Origin of the sequence: Pseudomonas sp. ANT_H4, from assembly GCF_008369295.1 — a bacterium.
In the GTDB taxonomy this organism is placed as follows: domain Bacteria; phylum Pseudomonadota; class Gammaproteobacteria; order Pseudomonadales; family Pseudomonadaceae; genus Aquipseudomonas.
Genome location: NZ_VOBG01000006.1, coordinates 149,938 through 172,442 on the forward strand (window position 1 = coordinate 149,938; position 22,505 = coordinate 172,442).

Annotated in this window: 19 protein-coding genes and 4 tRNA genes; 13 read left to right on the top strand and 10 right to left on the bottom strand. The window is 60.2% G+C overall.

Annotated features, from left to right (window positions below):
* The first annotated feature begins 42 nt into the window (after window positions 1–42).
* From FQ182_RS09995 to FQ182_RS10010, 4 genes are all read left to right on the top strand, one after another.
* Window positions 43–702, top strand: a complete 660-nt coding sequence (locus FQ182_RS09995; protein ID WP_149411485.1) for a transglutaminase family protein — start codon at window positions 43–45, stop codon at window positions 700–702.
* 56 nt (window positions 703–758) lie between these two features.
* The gene (locus tag FQ182_RS10000) at window positions 759–1,382 is read left to right on the top strand and encodes a glutathione S-transferase family protein (RefSeq protein WP_149411486.1); all 624 of its coding nucleotides are present in this window, start codon (window positions 759–761) and stop codon (window positions 1,380–1,382) included.
* A gap of 135 nt (window positions 1,383–1,517) precedes the next feature.
* On the top strand, window positions 1,518–2,450 hold the full coding sequence (locus tag FQ182_RS10005) for an ABC transporter ATP-binding protein (protein WP_149411487.1): 933 nt from the start codon (window positions 1,518–1,520) through the stop codon (window positions 2,448–2,450).
* Window positions 2,447–3,226, top strand: a complete 780-nt coding sequence (locus tag FQ182_RS10010; RefSeq protein WP_149411488.1) for an ABC transporter permease — start codon at window positions 2,447–2,449, stop codon at window positions 3,224–3,226. Before FQ182_RS10005 ends, FQ182_RS10010 begins: the two co-directional genes overlap by 4 nt.
* Window positions 3,227–3,278: 52 nt before the next feature.
* Here the strand turns inward: FQ182_RS10010 and FQ182_RS10015 are convergent, their stop codons facing one another.
* Entirely contained in the window at window positions 3,279–3,824 is a 546-nt protein-coding gene (locus tag FQ182_RS10015; protein ID WP_149411489.1) for a TetR/AcrR family transcriptional regulator, read from the bottom strand.
* Between the two features lie 91 nt (window positions 3,825–3,915).
* On the opposite strand from FQ182_RS10015, the gene FQ182_RS10020 reads away from it, so the two are divergent.
* The 4 genes from FQ182_RS10020 to FQ182_RS10035 all read left to right on the top strand — a co-directional run bounded on the left by FQ182_RS10020 (window position 3,916) and on the right by FQ182_RS10035 (window position 8,695).
* Window positions 3,916–5,109 carry an MFS transporter gene (locus FQ182_RS10020; protein WP_149411490.1) on the top strand — a complete coding sequence of 398 codons (1,194 nt, stop codon included), beginning with the start codon at window positions 3,916–3,918 and terminating at the stop codon, window positions 5,107–5,109.
* 46 nt (window positions 5,110–5,155) lie between these two features.
* Complete coding sequence (locus tag FQ182_RS10025; RefSeq protein ID WP_149411491.1) at window positions 5,156–5,467, top strand: cupin domain-containing protein; 312 nt, start codon at window positions 5,156–5,158, stop codon at window positions 5,465–5,467.
* 105 nt (window positions 5,468–5,572) lie between these two features.
* The gene (locus tag FQ182_RS10030; protein ID WP_149411492.1) at window positions 5,573–6,727 is read left to right on the top strand and encodes a TDT family transporter; all 1,155 of its coding nucleotides are present in this window, start codon (window positions 5,573–5,575) and stop codon (window positions 6,725–6,727) included.
* A gap of 93 nt (window positions 6,728–6,820) precedes the next feature.
* The gene (locus tag FQ182_RS10035) at window positions 6,821–8,695 is read left to right on the top strand and encodes an MFS transporter (protein ID WP_149411493.1); all 1,875 of its coding nucleotides are present in this window, start codon (window positions 6,821–6,823) and stop codon (window positions 8,693–8,695) included.
* Between the two features lie 37 nt (window positions 8,696–8,732).
* On the opposite strand, the gene sugE is transcribed toward FQ182_RS10035, so the two are convergent.
* From sugE to rdgC, 3 genes are all read right to left on the bottom strand, one after another.
* The gene (gene sugE / locus FQ182_RS10040) at window positions 8,733–9,047 is read right to left on the bottom strand and encodes a quaternary ammonium compound efflux SMR transporter SugE (RefSeq protein WP_133099016.1); all 315 of its coding nucleotides are present in this window, start codon (window positions 9,045–9,047) and stop codon (window positions 8,733–8,735) included.
* Between the two features lie 118 nt (window positions 9,048–9,165).
* The gene (locus FQ182_RS10045; RefSeq protein WP_149411494.1) at window positions 9,166–10,131 is read right to left on the bottom strand and encodes a bile acid:sodium symporter family protein; all 966 of its coding nucleotides are present in this window, start codon (window positions 10,129–10,131) and stop codon (window positions 9,166–9,168) included.
* Window positions 10,132–10,660: 529 nt separating this feature from the next.
* Entirely contained in the window at window positions 10,661–11,581 is a 921-nt protein-coding gene (rdgC, locus tag FQ182_RS10050) for a recombination-associated protein RdgC (RefSeq protein ID WP_149411495.1), read from the bottom strand.
* Window positions 11,582–11,740: 159 nt separating this feature from the next.
* Between rdgC and FQ182_RS10055 the strand changes: the two genes are divergently transcribed.
* The 4 genes from FQ182_RS10055 (at window position 11,741) to FQ182_RS10070 (ending at window position 12,252) form a co-directional block, all read left to right on the top strand.
* Window positions 11,741–11,816, top strand: a tRNA-Val gene (locus tag FQ182_RS10055).
* Between the two features lie 19 nt (window positions 11,817–11,835).
* Window positions 11,836–11,912, top strand: a tRNA-Asp gene (locus tag FQ182_RS10060).
* Between the two features lie 169 nt (window positions 11,913–12,081).
* Window positions 12,082–12,157: transfer RNA gene (locus FQ182_RS10065), tRNA-Val, on the top strand.
* Between the two features lie 18 nt (window positions 12,158–12,175).
* Window positions 12,176–12,252, top strand: a tRNA-Asp gene (locus FQ182_RS10070).
* A gap of 80 nt (window positions 12,253–12,332) precedes the next feature.
* Here the strand turns inward: FQ182_RS10070 and FQ182_RS10075 are convergent.
* The 6 genes from FQ182_RS10075 to kdpF all read right to left on the bottom strand — a co-directional run bounded on the left by FQ182_RS10075 (window position 12,333) and on the right by kdpF (window position 20,508).
* Window positions 12,333–13,025, bottom strand: a complete 693-nt coding sequence (locus tag FQ182_RS10075) for a response regulator (RefSeq protein WP_149411496.1) — start codon at window positions 13,023–13,025, stop codon at window positions 12,333–12,335.
* Entirely contained in the window at window positions 13,022–15,679 is a 2,658-nt protein-coding gene (locus FQ182_RS10080; RefSeq protein ID WP_149411497.1) for a sensor histidine kinase KdpD, read from the bottom strand. Before FQ182_RS10080 ends, FQ182_RS10075 begins: the two co-directional genes overlap by 4 nt.
* Before the next feature lie 161 nt (window positions 15,680–15,840).
* A complete protein-coding gene (gene kdpB, locus FQ182_RS10090) occupies window positions 15,841–17,913 on the bottom strand; it encodes a potassium-transporting ATPase subunit KdpB (protein WP_149411498.1) in 2,073 nt (690 codons plus the stop codon).
* Between the two features lie 12 nt (window positions 17,914–17,925).
* The gene (gene kdpC, locus FQ182_RS10095; RefSeq protein WP_149411499.1) at window positions 17,926–18,585 is read right to left on the bottom strand and encodes a K(+)-transporting ATPase subunit C; all 660 of its coding nucleotides are present in this window, start codon (window positions 18,583–18,585) and stop codon (window positions 17,926–17,928) included.
* A gap of 10 nt (window positions 18,586–18,595) precedes the next feature.
* Window positions 18,596–20,302, bottom strand: coding sequence for a potassium-transporting ATPase subunit KdpA (gene kdpA, locus FQ182_RS10100; protein WP_149411500.1), 1,707 nt, complete (start codon window positions 20,300–20,302; stop codon window positions 18,596–18,598).
* A 107-nt stretch (window positions 20,303–20,409) separates the two neighbouring features.
* On the bottom strand, window positions 20,410–20,508 hold the full coding sequence (gene kdpF, locus FQ182_RS10105; RefSeq protein ID WP_149411501.1) for a K(+)-transporting ATPase subunit F: 99 nt from the start codon (window positions 20,506–20,508) through the stop codon (window positions 20,410–20,412).
* 410 nt (window positions 20,509–20,918) lie between these two features.
* Between kdpF and FQ182_RS10110 the strand changes: the two genes are divergently transcribed.
* Window positions 20,919–22,505 (top strand): BCCT family transporter, encoded by a 1,587-nt coding sequence (locus tag FQ182_RS10110; protein WP_149411502.1) that lies wholly within the window; start codon window positions 20,919–20,921, stop codon window positions 22,503–22,505.

The following is a 22,505-nucleotide window of genomic DNA, read 5'->3' on the forward strand; positions in this document are numbered from 1 at the left end:
GACCTGTGGTTAGACTCCAGGCTTGCCTCGGAGATTAACCCCATGAATGCGTACTTGAGTCCCAGCCGCTTCATCGATAGTGACCACCCAGCGGTGGTGGAGTTCGCCGAAAAACACCGCGGTTCGAGTGCTGACCCCTGTGACCAGGCAGTCAGTCTTTATTACGCCGTCCGCGAGGCGGTGCGCTACAACCCTTACACCTTCAGCCGCGATCCGCAAACCCTGAGTGGCAGTTACGCCTTGGCTGCCGGCCAAAGCTATTGCGTGCCCAAGGCCACCCTGCTTGCTGCCTGCGCCAGGCATTGCGGCATACCGTCGCGCATCGGCCTGGCCGACGTGCGCAATCACCTGTCGACGCCGCGTTTGATCGAATTGCTCAGAAGCGACGTGTTCGCCATGCACGGCTACACCGAGTTGTATTTGCAGGGGCGCTGGGTCAAGGCCACGCCGGCGTTCAACCAGCAACTGTGTGAATTGTTCGACGTGCCGCCGCTGGATTTCGACGGTATCAACGACAGTGTTTTCCACCCGTTCAACCGTAAGGGCCAACGCTCCATGGAGTACGTGGTGGACCACGGGCAATTTGCCGATGTGCCCGAGAAATTTTTCTTCGCTCATCTGGAGAAGTGTTACCCACACCTGTTTGGCGAGCAAATGCCGATGCTGCTGGGGGATATGCAGAGCGATTTGAGCAAGGCGTGAACCGGCGTATGCTGCCTCGGCATTCATCCACCATGTTCATCAAGTCAGGGGCGGTCATGCTGAAAATCTGGGGTCGTAAAAATTCGTCAAATGTCAGGAAGGCACTGTGGTGCGCCGAGGAACTCGGCCTGGACTATGAGGCAATTGATGCGGGCGGGGCTTTTGGTGTGGTCGATACGCCGCAATACCGGGCGTTGAATCCGAATGGCCGGGTGCCGATGATCGAAGATGGCGATTTTGTGTTGTGGGAATCCAACACCATCGTGCGTTATCTGGCCGCGCGCCATGCTGCGGATTCGAACTGGTACCCCGGCGATCTGCAAGCGCGAGCCAACGCCGAAAAATGGATGGACTGGACCACGTCCACCTTCGCTGAACCGTTCAAGATCGTATTCTGGGGCGTGTTGCGTACCCCAGCCGGAAAGCAAAACTGGGACAGCATCCACGCCGGGCGCCAAGCCTGCATCGACGTATTGCAGGCGGTGGACCAGGCCCTGGCCACGCAACCCTACCTGTCGGGTGCCGAGATCGGCATGGGCGATATCCCCTTGGGCAGCTTTATTTACGCCTGGTTCGAGATGCCTATCGAGCGGCCCGCAATGCCCAATCTAGAGGCCTGGTACCAGCGTCTTTGCCAGCGTCCGGCCTATCAAAAAGCGGTTATGACCGCGTTGACTTAATACTGACTATTAATACAGGTGACTGTACTTGTGCGGCGCAGGCACGCACCATGGCTGTCATGCGCCGCCGTTGTATTGTCGGCCGCCCGTCCTTATTTAATAAGTAACTTCCTTCTTCTTGGTGCGTAATCCGATATGAGTTCCGCTCTGTCCATCCGGCAGCTAACCAAAACCTACGGCAACGGTTTCCAGGCCCTGAGTGGTATCGATCTGGATGTCGCCGAAGGTGACTTCTTCGCCTTGCTCGGCCCCAACGGCGCCGGCAAATCCACCACCATCGGCATTCTCTCGACACTGGTGAACAAGACCAGTGGCACGGTGAATATCTTTGGCCACGACCTGGATAAATCCCCGGCCGCGCTCAAGCGCTGCATTGGCGTGGTGCCCCAGGAGTTCAACTTCAACCAGTTTGAAAAGACCTTCGATATCGTCGTGACCCAGGCTGGCTACTACGGTATCCCACCGAAAATTGCCAAGGAGCGCGCCGAGCAGTACCTGACGCAACTGGGCCTGTGGGACAAGCGCGACGTACCTTCACGCTCTTTGTCCGGCGGCATGAAGCGCCGCCTGATGATCGCCCGCGCCCTGGTCCACGAACCGCGCCTGCTGATCCTCGACGAACCGACGGCGGGGGTAGACATCGAGCTGCGTCGCTCGATGTGGACCTTCCTCACCGAGCTGAACGAGAAAGGTATCACCATCATCCTCACCACCCATTACCTGGAAGAGGCTGAGCAGTTGTGCCGCAACATCGGCATCATCGACCACGGCACCATTGTCGAAAATACCAGCATGCGTCAGTTGCTCGGCCAACTGCATGTCGAGACCTTTCTGCTGGACCTGAAGCACGACATGGTGGTGCCACCGCAGTTGATCGGCTACCCGAATCGCCTGGTGGACAGCCACACCCTGGAAGTCCAGGTGGATAAAGCCGTGGGCATCACCGCGTTGTTCGGCCAACTGGCTACCCAGAACATCGAAGTGCTGAGCCTGCGCAATAAAACCAATCGCCTTGAGGAGTTGTTTGTGTCCCTGGTGGAGAAAAATCTGGCGAAGGTGGCGGTATGAACTCCGAACTGCAACCCAACCTTGTTGCCCTCAATACCATCGTCTACCGCGAAGTGAAGCGCTTTACCCGGATCTGGCCGCAAACCCTGCTGCCGCCGGCGATCACCATGGTTTTGTACTTCGTGATCTTCGGTAACCTGATCGGCCGGCAGATCGGTGATATGGGTGGTTTCACCTACATGGAATACATCGTGCCGGGGCTGATCATGATGTCGGTGATCACCAACTCCTACGGCAATGTGGTCTCCAGTTTCTTCGGCAGCAAGTTCCAGCGCTCCATCGAGGAATTGATGGTCTCGCCGGTCTCGCCCCACACCATTCTGATTGGCTACACCGTGGGCGGCGTGCTACGCGGTTTGATGGTCGGGGTGATCGTGACCCTGCTGTCGCTGTTCTTTACCGATCTGCAGGTGCATCACCTGGGCGTTACCATTTTGGTGGTGGTACTGACGGCGACGATCTTCTCGCTGCTGGGCTTCATCAATGCGGTATTTGCGCGCAACTTTGATGACATCTCCATTATCCCGACCTTTGTGCTAACGCCACTGACTTACCTAGGCGGCGTGTTTTACTCGATTACCCTGCTGCCGCCGTTCTGGCAGACGGTGTCGTTGGCCAACCCGGTGTTGCATATGGTCAACGCGTTTCGCTACGGGATTCTTGGGGTTTCGGATATCAAGATCGGTGTGGCGATCACCTTCATGCTCGTAGCGACCGTGGTGCTGTATCTGGGCTGTGCGCGGTTGCTGGTGAGTGGGCGTGGGATGCGCACGTGACAGTGATGTGGGATAGCAAAACGGCCTCTAGATGAGGCCGTTTTTTATGGGGTTACCCTCGCAACACGATCTCGATCAACTCGTGCAACTCCTCAAGCTGCAACGGCACGGAGGAGAACAAAATCCGAAATACCGTCGGTGCCGCCAGCAGGTTAATCAGCCGGTCCACGCTGGGCAATACGTCACTGCTGCCCTGATAACGATCAAGGATAGCCTGCAACTGCCCACCCAGAATGCTCACGCAATACCCCGGCGTCTGGCTGCACTGCACATCACGCATCATGTTGCGCCCCGGCTGCGAATTCATCTCGTCCAGGTATTGCTCGGCCCACGCTCGTAAATCGCCACGCAGGCTGCCGGTGTTGGCAGGTGTGCTGTCTGGGCGCATGCGGGCCAGGGCGACGTCGGCGAGGAGGGCGGACAGGTCGCCCCAGCGTCGGTAAATCGTCGACGGCGTCACTCCCGCACGAGTAGCGATTTGCGGTACGGTCACGCTGGCGCGATCCTGCTCTTGCAGCAATTGACGCACCGCCGAATGAACCGACTCTTGTACCCGGGCACTGCGGCCCCCCGGGCGGAGGCCTTCTTTTATAGCCATGCTTAAAACCTTAACACAAAGAATTTGCTTTAAGGGCGACGGAGTAGCACACTCCACAAAAGCAAAATATTAGCTTTAGCGGGGCGTGCTCATGGCAATTGTCACTTCTCATCGTTGCAGCCTGGTGTTCCTGGCAATCACCTTGCTGACATTTCTCGCCGCCTCCAGCGCGCCGACGCCGTTGTATCACCTCTACCAGGAAGACCTGCATTTTTCCGCTGGCGTGCTCACCCTGATCTTCGGCGTGTATGCCCTGAGCTTGCTGGCGGCTCTGTTGACCGTCGGTTCGCTGTCGGATCACCTGGGGCGCAAGCCAGTGATCTTTGTCGCGCTGGTCCTGGATATGCTGGCGATGTTGCTGTTTATCAATGCCGACAGTGTTGCCTGGCTGATTGCCGCCCGCACGCTGCAAGGTTTCGCCACCGGCATGGCCACGGCGGTGTTGGGTGCAGCGTTGCTCGACACTGACCGTCAGCGGGGCCCGCTGGTCAACAGCGTTGCGCCGCTATTGGGCATGGCGTGTGGCGCCATGGGCAGCAGTTTGTTGGTGGAGTTCGCGCCGCTGCCCACACAGTTGATCTATTGGACGCTGTTCGCCCTGTTGGCGTTGCAGTGCCTGTATGTCTGGCGCCTGCCGGAAACAGTGAGTCGCATACCCGGTGCGCTGGCATCCCTGTGGCCGACCTTGCATGTACCGCCCCAGGCGCGACGAGCCTTGTGGCTCTCGCTGCCGGTGGATATCGCGGTGTGGGCTATGAGTGGCTTTTATCTGTCCCTGGCGCCTTCGCTGGTGCGGGCGGCGACTGGTTCGACCTCCAATCTGATCGGCGGCGGCCTGGTGGCAGTGTTGACGTTGAGCGGCGCGGTGATGATTTTCAGCTTGCGCAATCGCCCGGCGGACAAAGTCCTGCGGCTGGGAGCGAGCTTGCTCGCCGTGGGCGTGGCGCTGATTCTCGCGGCGGTCCACAGCGCCAGCCTGCCGCTGTTTTTCTTCGCCACTCTGGTCGCCGGCAGCGGGTTTGGCGCGGGCTTCCTCGGCGCATTGCGCAGCGTCGTACCGTTGGCATTGCCTCACGAGCGTGCCGGCTTGATATCGGCGTTCTACGTGCTGAGCTACCTGGCGTTCTGCTTGCCGTCGCTGTTGGCGGGCCACCTCACTCGCACCTTTGGCCTGATAGCCACCACTGATGGTTATGGGCTCGTGCTGATCGTGTTGGCGCTCAGTGCCTTGGTCGGTTTGATGATGCAGGACTCTGCCAAGGCCAGGGCGACGTCGGGCGGTTGATCGGTAATAATCCGCGCTCCGTGCAACCCAGAATCGAGATTCAAGCATGAAGATCATCCGCAGCAAGGACTTCACCGGTAGCCGTGCCTGGGAGGCACTGGACATCGCCAGGATGAACGGCATCACTACCCGCTTGCACTGGACCGATCAGCCTTATCGCTGGCACATCAACGATGGCGAGGAGGTGTTTGTGGTGCTGGATGGTCAGGTGCAGATGCACTATCGCGAAAACGGTACAGAAAAAAGGGTGTCACTTGAAGTCGGCGACATCTTCTACGCCAGCATCGGCACCGAGCATGTGGCCCATCCGCAGGGGGCGGCGCGAATTCTAGTGATCGAATCCGAGGGCAGCGAATAGCCTTGTATTGGTAAAACAGATAACAGTTAGAGATATTACCCGTTTTATAGATATTCGATCGGCTTCTACCATGGCCTCAACCTGATACGAGGAAGAGGATTACCCATGACCTGCCCCAACAGCATCACCACCGGTTACAAACCGTTCAGCCACCTGGCCCGTCCTCGGGAAGTCATTCGCCAGTTCACCCCCAACTGGTTTGCCGCCACCATGGGCACCGGGGTGTTGGCGCTGGCCTTGGCGCAAGTGCCGGTCAACCTGCCTGGGTTGCATGCCATCGCCGAGGCGCTGTGGCTGCTCACGATCTTTCTGTTTGTTTTGTTCAGTGGCCTGTACGCCGCACGCTGGGTGATGTTTTTCCATGAGGCGCGGCGGATTTTCGGCCATTCCACGGTCTCGATGTTCTTCGGCACCATTCCCATGGGCCTGGCGACCATCATCAACGGTTTTCTGCTGTTTGGCCTGCCACGCTGGGGCGAGGGCGTGGTGCAATTGGCCGAAGTGCTGTGGTGGCTGGACGTGGCAATGTCCCTGGCGTGCGGGGTGCTGATTCCCTACATGATGTTCACTCGCCAGGAACACAGCATCGACCAGATGACTGCGGTCTGGCTGTTGCCGGTGGTTGCCGCCGAAGTCGCCGCCGCCAGCGGTGGCCTGCTGGCACCGCACTTGGTCGACGCCCATTCGCAACTGGTTATGCTGGTGACCAGCTACGTGCTGTGGGCGTTTTCCCTACCGGTGGCGTTCAGCATTCTGACCATCCTGATGTTGCGCATGGCCTTGCATAAACTGCCTCACGCCAACATGGCTGCGTCGAGCTGGCTGGCCCTCGGTCCCATCGGCACCGGTGCCCTTGGCATGTTGCTGCTGGGCAACGACGCCCCGGCAATCTTTGCCGCCAACGGCTTCCCAGGTATCGGCGAGATTGCTGAAGGCCTGGGCCTGATCGCTGGTATTACCCTGTGGGGCCTGGGGTTGTGGTGGATGCTGATCGCGGTGCTGATCACCTTGCGCTACCTGCGGGCCGGTATCCCGTTCAACCTGGGCTGGTGGGGTTTCACCTTTCCGCTGGGGGTCTATGCCCTAACCACCTTGAAGCTGGCAGGCACCTTGCACCTGGGTTTTTTCAGCGTCTTCGGTTGTGTGTTGGTGGCTGCCCTGGCCCTGATGTGGCTGATCGTCGCCAAGCGCACGGTGCAGGGGGCCTGGAAAGGTGAGCTTTTTGTTTCACCGTGCATTGCGGGACGAGGGAATAAGTAATCAGGATTAGGTAAAGTCGTGGCCTGGCGCTCAAGTGCAAAGTCCCAAGCGTCAGATCAACAACAGCCTTCAGGCCACGCAGGAACATGGACGATGAGTCACCCCTCGCAATTTACCTTGCTGCGCAAACGGCGTTTTTTGCCATTTTTCATTACCCAGTCCCTGGGTGCATTCAACGACAACATCTTCAAGCAATCGTTGATCCTGGCGATTCTCTACAAGCTGACCATCGAGGGCGACCGCTCGATCTGGGTCAACCTCTGCGCCTTGCTGTTTATCCTGCCGTTCTTCCTGTTCTCGGCCCTGGCCGGGCAATTTGGCGAGAAGTTCAACAAGGACGCGCTGATCCGCATGATCAAGCTCGGCGAGATCGTGATTATGGCCGTGGGCGCCGTCGGCTTTATGTTCAACCACCTTGAACTGATGCTGTTGGCGCTGTTTGCCATGGGCACTCATTCGGCGCTGTTCGGCCCGGTGAAGTACTCGATCATGCCCCAGGCGTTGCATGAAGATGAGTTGGTGGGTGGCAATGGCCTGGTGGAGATGGGCACATTCCTGGCGATTCTGGCGGGGACCATCGGCGCAGGGATCATGATGTCCTCCAGCCATTACGCGCCGGTAGTGTCTACCGCCATCGTCGGCGTTGCGGTGTTGGGCTACCTGGCCAGCCGTAGCATTCCTCGCGCAGCCGCCGCCAGCCCTGAGATGCGCCTGAACTGGAATATCTTCAGCCAATCCTGGGCCACCTTGCGCCTGGGCCTGGGGCAAACGCCGGCTGTGTCCCGTTCGATTGTCGGCAACTCGTGGTTCTGGTTTGTCGGTGCGATCTATCTGACGCAGATCCCGGCCTATGCCAAGGAGTGGCTGTACGGCGATGAGACCGTGGTCACGCTGATCCTGACCGTATTCTCGGTAGGTATCGCGCTAGGTTCGATGCTCTGCGAGAAACTCTCCGGGCGTAAAGTGGAAATCGGCCTGGTGCCCTTTGGCTCCTTTGGTCTTACGGTGTTTGGCCTGCTGCTGTGGTGGCATTCCGGCGGTTTCCCGCAGAACGTCCAGGCCAACGACTGGATCGCTATGCTCAGCTACGGTCAAGCCTGGTGGGTGTTGATCGATATCCTCGGCCTTGGCGTGTTTGGCGGGTTCTACATCGTGCCGCTGTATGCGCTGATCCAGTCGCGCACCGCCGAAAAAGAGCGGGCGCGGGTAATCGCGGCCAACAACATTCTCAATGCGCTGTTCATGGTGGTCTCGGCAATTGTCTCGATCCTGCTGCTGAGCGTGGCCAAGCTGTCGATCCCCGAGTTGTTCCTGGTGGTGTCGCTGCTCAACATCGCGGTCAACACTTACATCTTCAAGATCGTTCCCGAGTTCTCCATGCGTTTCATGATCTGGCTGCTCAGCCATTCCATGTACCGCGTTGAACATCGCAACCTGGAACTGATTCCCGACGAAGGTGCGGCGCTACTGGTGTGCAACCATGTGTCGTTTGTCGATGCATTGTTGATTGGCGGCGCGGTGCGTCGGCCGATTCGCTTTGTCACGTACTACAAGATCTACCGTTTGCCGGTGCTGAACTTTATCTTCCGCACTGCCGGGGCGATTCCGATTGCCGCGCGGCATGAGGATATCCAGATCTACGACAAGGCGTTCCAGCGTATTGCCCAGTACCTCAAGGATGGCGAACTGGTGTGCATCTTCCCGGAAGGCAAGTTGACGGGCGATGGCCAGATCAATGAGTTCAAGGGCGGGTTGACGCGGATTCTTGAGGATACGCCGGTGCCGGTGATTCCGTTGGCTTTGCAGGGGTTGTGGGGAAGCTTCTTCAGCCGTGACCCGGCCAAGGGGATGTTCCGTCGGTTGTGGTCGCGAGTGACGCTGGTGGCAGGGCCGCCAGTGACGCTGGAGACGGCGACGCCGCAAGCATTGCAGGAGTTGGTGGGGCAGTTGCGGGGGAGTGTCAGGTAGGTTGATCGCTCCCGCTTTCGCGGGAACGATCCGGGGTTCAAGCGCTGATCTTGAGCCCCACTAGCCCGGCAATAATCAATGCCACACTGGCCAGCCTGAACAGCGCCATGGATTCCCCAAACAGGATAATCCCGGCAATCACCGTGCCCACTGCACCGACTCCGGTCCAGATGGCATAGGCGGTGCCCAGCGGCAGTTCTTTCATGGCCAATCCCAACAAGCCCAGGCTGACAGCCATGGCGGCAATCGTCAGGGCTGTTGGCATGGGTTTGCTGAAGCCGTCGGTGTATTTCAGGCCAACGGCCCAGCCGACTTCAAAGAGACCTGCAAAAAACAGAATGATCCAGGACATGAAAACCTCCATCGATAGAAGGGGTCGTCCCCAGTGAGTACCTTGATCGAGCCGCGAGGTCGTCCCCGCGAAGCTCGATAGAGTGCCGAAACTTGATCGTGTGATCAAGTTTCAACCGTCAGTCGGTCTGCTGTTGCGCCAACAGTTCGCGATCTTCCTTCTCGCTCATCCGGCGGAAATACGTCGACAGCAACGCCCCGGAAATGTTGTGCCAGACGCTGAACAGCGCGCTTGGCACCGCCGCCAACGGCGAAAAGTGCGCACTCGCCAAGGCGGCGCCCAGCCCTGAATTCTGCATGCCTACTTCCAGCGCCAACGACTTGCGTTGTGCCAGCGGTAGCTTGAACACGCGGCCGGTGAAATAACCCAGCAGGTAACCGAAGCTGTTGTGCAGCATCACCACGGCCATGATCAGCAGGCCTGACTCGGCAATCTTCGCCTGGCTTGCGGCCACCACGGCGGCGACGATGATCACGATGCTGACTACCGACACCAGCGGCAACACGTCCACGGCATGGCGCACCCGATCGCCCAGCAACCGTTGCGCCAGCACACCGAGCACGATGGGCAGCAACACCACCTGCAGGATAGACCAGAACAACTCCATGAACGACACCGGCAGCCAGGCCGAGGCCAGCAGCCAGATCAGCGCCGGGGTGAGCAGCGGGGCGAGGAGGGTGGTGACGGCGGCGATGGCCACTGACAGCGCCAGGTCGCCACGGGCCAGCCAGGTCATGACATTGGACGAGGTGCCGCTGGGGCAGCAACCCACCAGGATCACGCCGACGGCAATTTCCGGCGGTAGCTGGAAGGCCTGGCACAGCAACCACGCCACGCCGGGCATGATCACAAAATGCGCGACCACGCCAAGCGCTACACGCCACGGGTGACGGGCGACCTCGGCGAAGTCTTCAAGTTTGAGGGTCAGCCCCATGCCGAACATCACCAGCCCCAGCAGTGGGACGATGGCGCTCTTCAGGTCGATAAACCAGCTTGGTTGCAGGAACGCGACCACGGCAAAAATCAGCACCCAGTAGGCGAAGGTGTTGCCGACGAAGCGGCTTAAAGCGGTGAGTGCGCGCATGGGGTGGTCCTTGTTATTGGAGAGCGGTTTGTCGAGTGACAGAAAATCCGAGGCGGTAATCCGATCGAATGTGTGTGGCTTGCTTGCGATAGCTATAGGTATCTATATGTTTTGGGGTGGGTTGGGTATGGGTACATATCCGTTATTTTGGTTGGGGCGGATTAGGGTTACGCCCTTACGGCGTGTCACTTTTGGAAAAGAGCCCGGAATGCCGGCCCAGCCAAAAGTAACCAAAAGGGCTCTTGCCCCACCACTTGGTGCCTCGCTGGGGCTCGGCATGCCTTCACTCCGGCATTGCTCCGTGGGCCGCGGCGCTGGGCCAGGGATGGCCCATCGCGGCGACCCACGGAGCAATGCCTTCGTTCGGGCACGCCGAGCCCCAGCGAGGCGCCGATAGGTAGGGCAGGAGCGCTTTGGTTACTTTGCCGCTTTTGCAAAGTGACACGCCGTAAGGGCGTAACCCTAAGCCGCCGTTACCGCAGCAACGGATATGTACTCAACCGAACCTGCCCCCTAGCTATCAGCATTTTTAGATCCCCTGCGGGGTTTCTTCGCCGCCCAAAGCCTCAACCAACGCCGGCAGGAAGACGCCAAACGTCAGCATCATCAAGGCAAAGCTTGCGTCCTGCTGGCCCAGGGCTTCGTCGCCGCCGTCCTGTTCTGCCTGGTCTTGCAGCAGGTCTTCGAACTTCAGGCGCTTGACCACCATCTTGTCATCCAGCATGAAGGACAGCTTGTCCTGCCAGGCCAGGGACAGTTGCGTCACCACCTTGCCGGTGCTCAGGTGCAGCTGGATTTCTTCGCCGGTCAGGTCCTGGCGCTTGCAGCGCACGATGCCGCCGTCTTCGTGGGTGTCGCGCAACTCGCATTCGTCGAGGACGAAGAAGTCATCGGCTGGCTTTTGCGTGGTGACCCAGTCGGTCATGGTGGCGGTCGGGGCCATTTTCACGGTCAGCGGACGTACCGGCAGGGTGCCGATCACTTCACGCAGGGTGGACAGCAGGTCTTCGGCACGCTTTGGGCTGGCCGAGTTGACCAGGATCAGGCCCTGTTTCGGCGCGATGGCGGCGAAGGTCGACGAACGACGGATAAAGGCGCGGGGCAGGAAGGCCTGGATGATTTCATCCTTGATCTGGTCGCGTTCTTTTTTATAGACCTTGCGCATTTGCTCGGCTTCGATCTCTTCGACCTTTTCCTTCAGCGCATCACGCACCACGCTACCCGGCAGGATACGTTCTTCCTTGCGCGCAGCGATCAGCAGGAAGTCACCGCTGACGTGTACCAATGGCGCGTCTTCGCCTTTGCCGAACGGGGCGACGAAGCCGTAAGTGGTCAACTCCTGGCTTGCACAGGAACGCGCCAGTTTGGTGGCCAGTGCAGTTTCCAACGCCTCGGCATCAACAGGCAGATCTTGGGTCAGGCGATAGATAAGCAGGTTTTTGAACCACATGGGGTGAGTCTCTCCTTTATACAAAGGGGGGCATTATTCCCCGCGTAGCGCCGTAGGCCAACCCCGCCTAAGCCATTGGAAGGCCTGAAAAAAATATTTAAGAAAGTGCTTGCCAGAGTTTGGGTCGCTCCGTAGAATGCGCGCCACACCGAAAGTGAAGGGTGATTAGCTCAGCTGGGAGAGCATCTGCCTTACAAGCAGAGGGTCGGCGGTTCGATCCCGTCATCACCCACCATTCGCTTACAGTGTTACGCGCAGCGGTAGTTCAGTCGGTTAGAATACCGGCCTGTCACGCCGGGGGTCGCGGGTTCGAGTCCCGTCCGCTGCGCCATATTAAGGTTTCCTGGACCGCTGAACGCCAGGTCACCGCGAGAAGCCCGCTCAAGTAGCGGGCTTTTTGTTGTCTACGATTTCAAAAAATGAAGTATTTTAAATAAATTGCATTTAAATCAACACATTAGAATTTTTTGTGAGAGAATGCGCCTCGCAACGAAGGTGAAGGGTGATTAGCTCAGCTGGGAGAGCATCTGCCTTACAAGCAGAGGGTCGGCGGTTCGATCCCGTCATCACCCACCATTACTTTCAACGCTACGCGCAGCGGTAGTTCAGTCGGTTAGAATACCGGCCTGTCACGCCGGGGGTCGCGGGTTCGAGTCCCGTCCGCTGCGCCATATTAAGGTTTCCTGGACCGCTGAACGCCAGGTCACCACGAAAAGCCCGCTTATAAAGCGGGCTTTTTTGTGCCTGGAATTTAGAGCCCTACCAGTCGATACCCCACCTGCAACTCGGTAATGAAGTACTGCGGTTGTGCGGGGTTCGCCTCCAGCTTCTGGCGCAGATGGGCCATATGTACGCGTAGATAATGGGCGCGTTCCACGTAATCCAGGCCCCAGACTTCCAGCAGTAACTGCCTGTGGGTCAGCACTCGGCTCTGCCCGCGAATCATCGCGCACAACAGGCGGTACTCGATGGGCGTCAGGTGTACCGGCTGGCCCTGGCGCCATACCTCATGGGTGGCCAGGTCGACTTCAATCTCGCCAAACGCCACTTTGCTGGTGGCTGTCACGGTGCCGGTTTGCCCATGTCGACGCAGTTGTGCGCGGATACGTGCCAGCAGCTCGGGCACGCCGAAGGGTTTGGTCAGGTAGTCATCGGCACCAGCGTCCAGGGCGGCGACTTTTTCCTCTTCGCGATCCCGCGCCGACAACACCAGGATCGGCACCGCCAGCCAGCCCCGCAATTCGCTGATCAACTGTTTGCCGTCGCCATCCGGCAAGCCGAGATCGACGATCACCAGGTCCGGCTGGCGGCTGGCGGCATGGATCAAGGCGCGCTTGACGCTGTCGGCCTCGAAGACCTGGAAGCCTTCATCTTGCAGGGCGATACCGACAAAACGGCGGATATTGGCCTCGTCTTCAACAATCAGAATGCGCGCAGTGCTCATAGGGTTTCCATGGATGGCGGGGTGCCCGCTGGTAAAGTGATGACGAAATGCATGCCGCACTCGGTGCCGGGGTTGGCTTCAATGCACCCGCCATGGGCTTCGATGATGCGCTTGACCAGTGCCAGCCCCAGGCCGATGCCAGCGACGGCGGACTCCTGCTGGCCGCGAGTGAAGGGTTCGAACAGGTTGTGAGCAGCACAGCCCGGCCCGGCGTCGTTGACTTCCAGCAGGATCTTGTCCCCAGCCTGGCGGGCGCCAACAGTAATGCAGGTGCCGTCGGGGGTGTACTTGGCGGCGTTGTCCAGCAGGTTGACCAGCACCCGTTCGATCAATAGTCCATCGACCTCCACCAGTGGCAACTGCGCGTCAATGGCGGTGTGTACGACGTGCCGGGCCAGCGGTTCGCGCAGCTGGCGCAGGGCGCTGCCGACGATTTCTTCCAGGGAGTGCCATTGCCGATTGAGCCGCACTCCGTGTTCTTGCATGCGGGCCATGTCCAGCAGGTTTTCAATCAGCCGTTGCATGGAAGTGGCTTGTTCGTGGATGTCGTGTAGCAAATCAGTCAGGGGCCCGGGTGGGGCGTGGGGCAGTGCGGTGTCGGCGGCGCCGATCAGCGTGGTCAAGGGCGTGCGCAAGTCGTGGGAAATGGCGGCGAGCAGGGTGTTGCGCATTTTCTCGCCTTCCATCTGCACCAGTGTGCTTTGCGCCACTTCGACGAAATGCACCCGCTCCAGGGCGATCGCCAGCTGGCTCATGCAGGCTTCCAGCAACCGGCGCTCTTGCGGTTCGCTCAGGCGTTCGCGCTGGGCCAGTTCCAGCACCAGCACACCGCGTACGCGCATCGGTGCCTTCAATGGCAGGTAGCAACCTTTGGCGGCCGCCAGGGTGTCGGTGCCCTGGCCCGCCGGGCGGCCATGGTCGTAGCTCCATTGGGCGATGCCTTCATCGATGGGCAGCACGCCCGCACCAACGCTATGGAGACGGTCTTGCGCATCTGGCAACGCCAGGCCCACCCGCGCCTCGAACACGCCGCTGAAGGTACGTAGTGCCACTTCGCTGATCTGCTCCACGGTCAACGCCGCCGACAGGTCGCGGGCCAGTCGCGCCAACGACGTTGCACGCCGCTCCCGGGCCGCGGCGGTGCGTGCTTCATGGCGTAGACGGGCGGTGAGTTGCCCGGTGATCAAGGCGATGCCGAGCATCAAGGCAAAGGTGAAGAAATACTGGGTGTCATTGACGGTGAAGGAATAGCGCGGCTGCACGAAAAAGAAGTCAAAACACAGCACCGCGAGCATCGCCGCCCAGACGCCGGGACCGCGCCCATAGCGCAGGGCCACCAGCACCACGGTGAGCAAAAACACCATGACCACGTTGGCCAGGTCGAACACCTGAAGCAGCAGCGCGGCGATGGCGCTGGCGGTGAAGCAGGCCAGGCTAGCCCAGACATAGGCCAAGGTGCGACCCGGCGCAGGTGCTGGCTTTTCAAGATTTTTGACGGGGGCGCTGGCGGGTAATACACCGTGGGCAATGACGATCTGATCAATCTGCGGATGGTGACGGCTGATTCGATCACTGACCGACTGGTGCCAGAACCGCCAGGCCTGGCGGGGATGATGGCCCAGCACCAGCCGGTTGGCGTTGTGCTCACGGGCACAGGCTGCCAGCGCCTCGGCGACGTCCATGCCTGGCAGCGTTGCGGTATCGGCTCCAAACTCAGTGGCCAGGGCCAGGGTTTTCATGGCCGTCAGATAACGTTTGGCACCGCGACCTTGGGCCGAAGCCACATGCACGACGATCCAGTCTGCCTCAAGCTTCTGCGCCAGCCGCGCCGCTTCACGCACCAGGCGTTCATCACCGGCGTCGCCCGCCACGCCGACCAGCAGCCGCTCGCGGGCTGGCCACAAGGCTTTGATTGAGCGTTCGCGGCGATACACCCGCATCTGCGTGTCGACACGGTCGGCTGTGCGGCGCAGTGCCAGCTCGCGCAGGGCCAGCAGGTTGCCCTTGCGGAAAAAATGCCGTGACGCACGCTCGGCCTGAGGCCCCAGGTAGACTTTGCCGTCCTTCAGACGCTGCAACAGGTCATCGGGCGGCAGGTCGACCACCACCACTTCGTGGGCATTGTCGAACACGTGGTCGGGTACGGTTTCCCGCACGCGGATACCAATGATCCCACTGACAAGATCGTTAAGACTTTCCAGGTGCTGGACGTTGAGGGTGGTCCACACGTCGATGCCGGCGCTGAGCAGTTCTTCCACATCTTGCCAGCGTTTGGGGTGGCGCGAGCCAGGGGCGTTGCTGTGGGCCAGTTCGTCGACCAGCAGCACTGACGGATGCCTGAGCAGGGCAGCGTCGAGGTCGAATTCGGTAAGGGCGACTTCGCGGTGTAACAGGGCGGTGCGGGGCAGTTGTTCCAGACCATGGAGCAGGTCGGTGGTTTCCTGGCGACCGTGGGTTTCCACGACGCCCGCGAGCAGGTCGCGGCCCAGGGCGACTTCTCGTTGCGCTGCCGCGAGCATGGCGCAGGTCTTGCCCACGCCGGCATTGGAGCCGAAGTAGATACGCAATTTGCCGCGCAAGGCGGCTTGTTCTTCCTGATGGAGTCGGGCCAGCAAGGCGTCGGGGTCGGGGCGATCTTCGTTTAATGCGGGCATGTCATTCCTCAAGAGAGTCTGTAGGAGCGAGGGGGACGCCTAGTTCTTGCTCGCGAAAAACCTGAGAGCGCCGTTGGGTGTCAGGTTTCCCGCGTAATCGTTAACGACCTTCGTCGGAACGCCGCCCGGAGCAAGCTTGCTCCTACAGGGGAGTTGGTCCGTTACACCAGACCTAGTCCAGTCAACACCATGTCAATTACCTTGATCCCGGCAAACGGCACCAGCACCCCACCCACGCCATAGATCAGCAGGTTGCGGTTAAGCAACGCCGCCGCACCAATGGCCCGATAGGTCACGCCGCGCAGCGCCAGTGGAATCAACGCGACAATGATCAGCGCGTTGAAAATCACCGCACTGAGAATCGCCGAGTTGGGACTGGTCAGGTGCATTACGTTTAAGGCGCCGAGCTGCGGATAGGTCGCCACGAATGCCGCCGGGATGATCGCGAAATACTTCGCCACGTCGTTGGCGACGCTGAAGGTGGTCAGGGCGCCACGGGTCATCAGCATCTGTTTGCCGACCTCGACCACTTCGATCAGCTTGGTCGGGTTGCTGTCCAGGTCGACCATGTTGCCGGCCTCTTTCGCTGCCTGGGTGCCGCTGTTCATTGCTACCGCCACGTCGGCCTGGGCCAGTGCCGGGGCGTCGTTGGTGCCGTCGCCGGTCATGGCAACGAGCTTGCCCTGGGCCTGGTAGTCGCGGATCAGTTGCAGCTTGTCCTCCGGGCGAGCCTCGGCGAGGAAGTCGTCGACACCAGCCTCCACGGCAATCGCCGCGGCGGTCAGGCGGTTGTCGCCGGTGATCATCACCGTCTTGATGCCCATGCGCCGCAATTCGGCGAAGCGCTCCTTGATGCCGCCCTTGACCACGTCCTTGAGCTCTACCACGCCCAATGCCTTGGAACCGTCGGACACCACCAGCGGGGTGCTGCCGCGCCGTGAGACTTCATCGACCTTGGCCTGCAACGCCGCCGGAAAGCTCCCACCCAAGGCTTCGATATGACTGCGAATAGCATCCGCCGCACCCTTGCGAATGGTCCGGCCCTCGGGCAGGTCGACGCCGCTCATGCGGGTTTGTGCGGTGAAGTGGACAAAGCTGGCGCCCAGGGCGTTGATGTCTCGCGCCCGCAGGTCAAACTTCTGTTTGGCCAGCACCACAATGCTGCGACCTTCAGGGGTTTCATCGGCCAGGGACGCCAGTTGCGCGGCGTCCGCCAACTCGGCTTCCTTGATACCCGGTGCAGGCAGGAAACTGCTGGCCTGGCGATTACCCAGGGTGATGGTGCCGGTCTTGTCCAGCAACAACACGTCGACATCGCCAGCCGCCTCGACGGCCCGGCCTGAAGTGGCGATTACATTGGCCGACATCATCCGGCTCATCCCCGCCACGCCAATGGCCGAGAGCAGGCCGCCGATGGTGGTGGGGATCAGGCACACCAGCAACGCCACCAGCACTGTGGCACTGATCACGCTGCCGGTGCCGCTCATGGCTACGGCAAAAATCGAGTAGGGGCTCAGGGTGGCGATCACCAGCAGAAACAATAGGGTCAGCCCCACCAGCAAAATGTTCAGGGCTACCTCGTTGGGCGTCTTCTGGCGCTTGGCGGACTCGACCATGGAGATCATGCGGTCGAGAAACGACTCACCGGGGTTGACGCTGATGCGCACCACCAGCCAGTCCGACAGCACCCGCGTGCCGCCGGTGACCGAGGAAAAGTCGCCACCCGCTTCGCGAATCACCGGAGCCGATTCGCCGGTGATCGCGCTTTCATCCACCGAGGCCACGCCTTCGATCACCACACCGTCCAGGGGCACCAGGTCGCCGGCTTCGATCAGCACCACGCTGTCCTTGCGCAACAGACTGGCTTCAGTGGGCAACCAGGCCGCACCGTGCCGGGGTTGTTGCAGCAATTTGGCCAGGGTCTGGCGCTTCATGCTGCGCAGGCTTGCTGCCTGGGCGCGGCTGCGTCCCTCGGCCAGGGCCTCGGCGAAGTTGGCGAACAGTACGGTGAACCACAGCCACAGGGTGATGCTTAAAATAAAGCCGCTGGGGGCTTCACCCGCTCCGCCCAGGGACTGGAACCACAGTAGCGTGGTGAGAATGCTGCCCAGGTACACCACGAACATCACCGGGTTTTTCCACTGGGCCTGGGGCAGCAGTTTCTTAAAGGCGTCGACGCAGGCGGTGAGCACAATGCGCCGATCAAACAGAGGTAAACGAGCATTCTTGATCATGAGGGGAATCTCTTACTCACTGGCCGCAATAGGGGGCTGACGCAGGGGCAGACGAGCGTCCAGCGCGAGGTTGAGTTGCAGCACATTGACCCGTGGCTCGCCGAGCAGGGCGAGGGTGCGGGCAGCGGTGTGGTCGTTCACCAGTTGCAGCAGTTCGGCTTCGGGCACCTGCCGCAGAAGGGCCACCCGTGCCAGTTGGATCCGTGCGTTGGCCACTGAGATATGTGGGTCCAGGCCGGAGGCAGAGGCGGTGACGGCATCCACCGGCACTTGCGCATCGGCGGCGAGGGCGTTCTCCTGGCGATACGCCAAAACCCGCGCACTGACCTGGTCGATCAGTTTCTGGTTGGTCGGCCCCAGGTTGCTGGCGCCGCTGGAACCGGCGTTGTAGGGCTGCGACACGCTTTTGCTCGGGTCTTGCGGGTCGGCGCCGAGGGTCATGCTTGGGCGGCCGTGGAAATACTCCGGGCGGGTGAAGTGCTGGCCGATCAGGGCCGAGCCGATCACCAGGCCGTCGCGCTCGATCAGCGACCCCTGGGCCTGGAATGGGAACAACAGTTGTGCGGCAAAGGTGGTGAATATCGGGTATGCCAGGCCCGTAAGGGCCATGAAAAACACCGCCGAGACCAGCACCGGGCGCAACAGCCCTTTGAATATCGATTGAGTCGTCATCAACGTGTCCTTATTTATACGTCTGGCCGGACAGCAACTGCAGTTGCTCCACCAGCGGGCCAAGCGCGAGCGCCGGCAGGAAGGTCAGGCCGCCGACCACCAGCACCACGAACACCACCAGCAACATAAACAGCGGGGTGGCGGTGGGGATGGTGCCAGCACCGGCAGGTACGGTTTTCTTCATCGCCAGGGAACCGGCCACTGCCAGCATGGGCAGCATGGTGAAGAAACGTCCGATCAGCATCGCCAGGCCAATGGTGGTGTTGAAAAATGGTGTATTGGCGTTTAAGCCGGCAAAGGCCGAACCGTTGTTGGCGGTACCCGAGGTGTAGGCGTACAGCACCTCGCTGAAACCGTGGGGGCCGAGGTTGTTGAGGCTGGCCATGGTGTCGGGCCACACGGAGGCGAGGGCGGTGAAACCAAGGATGCTGATGGGGTGCGCGAGTACCGAGAGCATCACCAGTTTCATCTCCCGGGCCTCGATCTTCTTGCCGAGGAATTCGGGGCTGCGGCCGATCATCATGCCCACCAGGAACACCGTCAGCAGTGCGTACTGGATCAGGTTGATAAAGCCCACGCCGTCGCCGCCAAACACGCAGTTGAGCATCATCTGCGCCAGTGGCACGAAGCCGCCCATGGGTGTCAACGAGTCATGCATGGCGTTGACAGAACCGGTGGTCGCGGCCGTGGTAGTCGCAATGAACAAGCTGCTGTCGGCGATGCCGAAGCGCAGTTCCTTGCCTTCCATATTGCCGCCGCTCTGCTCTATCGACAGCGTCTGATTGGCGCCGGCCTGGGTCAGCAACGGGTTGGCGTTCTGCTCCGAACCGTAGACCAGGGCCAAAAAGCCGATGAACATCACCAGGAATGTGCCGAAAAACACCCAGCCCTGACGGCGACGCACCAGCATGCTGCCGAAGGTGTAGGTCAGTGCCGATGGGATCAGCAACATGCTGAGGATGTGCAGGATGTTGGTCAGCGGCGTCGGGTTTTCGAACGGGTGCGCGGCGTTCATGCTGAAAAAGCCACCGCCATTGGTGCCGATGTGCTTGATCGATTCAAAGCTGGCCACTGCGCCGACGATCAACTGTTGTTGCGCGCCTTCCAGCGTCGTTGCCAGGGCTTGGGACGCGAAGGTCTGCGGCATGCCTTGCCAGACATACACCAGCGCCATGCCCACGCACAGCGGCAGCATCACCCGGTAGAGGGTGCGGGTGAAGTCGACCCAGAAGTTGCCGATGTCCGCCGAATTGGCGCGGCTCAATCCGCGAATAAACGCGGCCGCCGCGACCACGCCGGAGGTGGCGCCGACAAACATCAGAAAGGTAATGACCGCCATCTGGCTGAAGTTCGATAGGCTGGTTTCGCCCGAGTACGCCTGCCAGTTGGTGTTGGTAATAAAGGACGCGGCGGTGTTGAACGCCAGGTCCGGTGCCTGCGCTGCCAACCCCAGGGGGTTGATCGGCATGACTGCTTGCAGGCGCAGGATGAAATAACCCAGCAGCATCATCGCCGCGTTCGACAACACCAGCGCCGAGCCATAACGGGCCCAGCCCATGGTCTCCAGGGGATCAATGCCCAGCAGGCGAAACGTCGCACGTTCCGGCAGGGCGTGGCGGGTCCCGGTAAATACCCGGGCCAGCCACCTGCCCATCAGCACGGCGAGCCCGGTCATCAACCCCAGGACCAGCGCAAATTCCAGCAAAGTGCTTAACATATCGAGGCTCCGTTCAAATCTTGCCCATGGCGACAATGGCCATGGCAGTCGCAGCAAAAAACACCAGGGAGATGCCTACAAAGATCAAGTCGTACATGGCGAACTCCCTAGAACTTTTCGGCGCGAATAAGGGCATAACCCAGATAAGCGAACAGGCCCACGGCACATGAGCCGCTGGCGATATAAATGAACGTGAGTGTCAACACGGTAAAGCTCCCCTTATTAATAAGCCGCAATAGCGGACGCGGGGAGGTTAAGGGACGGGGTATCAAGCTCAGGCACTGATTGCGGGTGCGGGTATTAAGACGGCGTATAGATGAGTGTGCAGAAAGTCACGGTAGTGGGGTTGTTGGCGGTGGTTCAATAGAGGTGACGTAATCGTTATGACCAATAGCCTTTTTATACGCGTTCTTTACGCGGTATTTGGAGCCCCAGTCATGACCTGAGGGAATGCCCCCATACCCATTGGTCGATTGCGCCCGGTTGTGCATAAACGGTTATCTATACCCACGCGAAGACTTCAAGGCGAACCACTCGACGCAGGATGCGCGGCGTTCGCCCTCTAAAAATGGCCTGTAAAGGCAATAAAAATAGTCTGTCTGGGGAATCGCACAACATGAAATACCCATTGCGTCCGTTGGTCTTCTGGCCAACCTTTCTGATTTTGCTGGCGGCGGTAATTGCCAGTTATGTCGACCTGAATGCGTTCCTTGCGGTCAGCAAACAGCTCAATACGATGATTCTCGAAAACTTCTCTTGGCTGTTTAGCGCTGGCTCGTTTGCCATGGTGGTGCTGACGGGCATCGTCTACTTGTCGCCGCTGGGCAAGGTGCGCATCGGCGGTGAAAACGCCAAGCCCCTGCTGAGTAAATGGCGCTGGTTCATGGTCGCGCTGTGTACCACGTTGGCAGTGGGGGTGTTGTTCTGGACCACAGCCGAGCCGCTCTATCACCTGTATTCGCCCCCCACCAGCCTGCCGATCGAGGCCGGTAGCGCGGCGGCCAAGAGCTTTGCGATGTCGACGATGTTCCTGCACTGGACCATCACCCCCTATGCGATTTACCTGGTGCCGTCCCTGGTGTTTGCGTTGGTGTTCTACAACCTGCGCAGCAACTTTTCCATTGGCGCCATGCTGCAACCGTTGCTGGGCGAGCAGCGGGTCAAGCGCTACGCGGGGCTGATCGATACCCTGGCGATGTTTGCCCTGGTGGCCGGCATGGCCTCGTCCCTGGGCACCGGCGCACTAACGTTGTCCGGCGGCCTGAGCCAGTACATCGGCGGCGAAACCACGCCCTTGCGTCTGGGGCTGATCATCGCCGTGATCGTCATCACCTTCGTTGCCTCGGCCGCCAGTGGTTTGCAACGCGGCATCGTCATGCTGTCCTCGTTCAATACCTGGATCATGCTGGCCCTGGGGCTGTTCGTGCTGCTTTGTGGACCGACCCTGTACATGGTCAGCCTCGGCGTCGAATCCCTCGGTGTTTACCTCGATACCTTCTTCAGCCGCAGCCTGTTTACCGGAGCCGCCAGTGGCGACACCTGGCCGCAAAGCTGGACGGTGTTCTACTGGTCGGTGTGGTTCGCCTGGGCGCCGGTGAGCGCGCTGTTCCTCGGCAAGATCGGCCGGGGCTACACGGTGCGCGAATTTATCCATATCAACATGCTGTACCCGGCGTTGTTCACCGCAGCGTGGATCTGCATCTTCTCCGGGTGCAGCCTGTATTTCGATGCGCTGGGTGATGGCAGCTTGAACCGCGTGCTCAATGAGCAGGGCATCGAGCATGTGCTGTACCAGATGTTCCAGCAGTTGCCGGCCAGTGGCCTGATGATCGCGTTCCTGTTGTTCGTCGCCTTTATCTCGTTCGTCACCGCCGCCGACTCCAGCACCGATGTCATTGCCAACCTGTGCAGCAAGGGCGTCACCGCCGATTCCGACCTGGACGGCAACCCGGCGCTCAAGATCGTCTGGGGCGTAATCATCGGCACCGTGTCGTGGGTGATGGTGGCCTTTGTCGGCATCGACGGGGTGAAGATGCTCTCCAACCTCGGCGGCTTGCCGGGGATGATCCTGGTACTGCTGGCTAGCACCTCGTTGATCTACTGGCTGAAAAACCCGGCGTTGCTGGAGGTGAAAAACCTTGCGGTGACGACGCCGGAGCCTGGCCTGCGTGGCGCCAGCCCGTTACCGGATTTTGTCCGCTGA

Coding starts and splice junctions, on each gene's coding strand:
- FQ182_RS09995 (WP_149411485.1), top strand. CDS start 43: ATGAATGCGTACTTGAGTCCCAGCCGCTTCATCGATAGTGACCACCCA.
- FQ182_RS10000 (WP_149411486.1), top strand. CDS start 759: ATGCTGAAAATCTGGGGTCGTAAAAATTCGTCAAATGTCAGGAAGGCA.
- FQ182_RS10005 (WP_149411487.1), top strand. CDS start 1,518: ATGAGTTCCGCTCTGTCCATCCGGCAGCTAACCAAAACCTACGGCAAC.
- FQ182_RS10010 (WP_149411488.1), top strand. CDS start 2,447: ATGAACTCCGAACTGCAACCCAACCTTGTTGCCCTCAATACCATCGTC.
- FQ182_RS10015 (WP_149411489.1), bottom strand. CDS start 3,824: ATGGCTATAAAAGAAGGCCTCCGCCCGGGGGGCCGCAGTGCCCGGGTA.
- FQ182_RS10020 (WP_149411490.1), top strand. CDS start 3,916: ATGGCAATTGTCACTTCTCATCGTTGCAGCCTGGTGTTCCTGGCAATC.
- FQ182_RS10025 (WP_149411491.1), top strand. CDS start 5,156: ATGAAGATCATCCGCAGCAAGGACTTCACCGGTAGCCGTGCCTGGGAG.
- FQ182_RS10030 (WP_149411492.1), top strand. CDS start 5,573: ATGACCTGCCCCAACAGCATCACCACCGGTTACAAACCGTTCAGCCAC.
- FQ182_RS10035 (WP_149411493.1), top strand. CDS start 6,821: ATGAGTCACCCCTCGCAATTTACCTTGCTGCGCAAACGGCGTTTTTTG.
- sugE (WP_133099016.1), bottom strand. CDS start 9,047: ATGTCCTGGATCATTCTGTTTTTTGCAGGTCTCTTTGAAGTCGGCTGG.
- FQ182_RS10045 (WP_149411494.1), bottom strand. CDS start 10,131: ATGCGCGCACTCACCGCTTTAAGCCGCTTCGTCGGCAACACCTTCGCC.
- rdgC (WP_149411495.1), bottom strand. CDS start 11,581: ATGTGGTTCAAAAACCTGCTTATCTATCGCCTGACCCAAGATCTGCCT.
- FQ182_RS10075 (WP_149411496.1), bottom strand. CDS start 13,025: ATGAGCACTGCGCGCATTCTGATTGTTGAAGACGAGGCCAATATCCGC.
- FQ182_RS10080 (WP_149411497.1), bottom strand. CDS start 15,679: ATGCCCGCATTAAACGAAGATCGCCCCGACCCCGACGCCTTGCTGGCC.
- kdpB (WP_149411498.1), bottom strand. CDS start 17,913: ATGATCAAGAATGCTCGTTTACCTCTGTTTGATCGGCGCATTGTGCTC.
- kdpC (WP_149411499.1), bottom strand. CDS start 18,585: ATGACGACTCAATCGATATTCAAAGGGCTGTTGCGCCCGGTGCTGGTC.
- kdpA (WP_149411500.1), bottom strand. CDS start 20,302: ATGTTAAGCACTTTGCTGGAATTTGCGCTGGTCCTGGGGTTGATGACC.
- FQ182_RS10110 (WP_149411502.1), top strand. CDS start 20,919: ATGAAATACCCATTGCGTCCGTTGGTCTTCTGGCCAACCTTTCTGATT.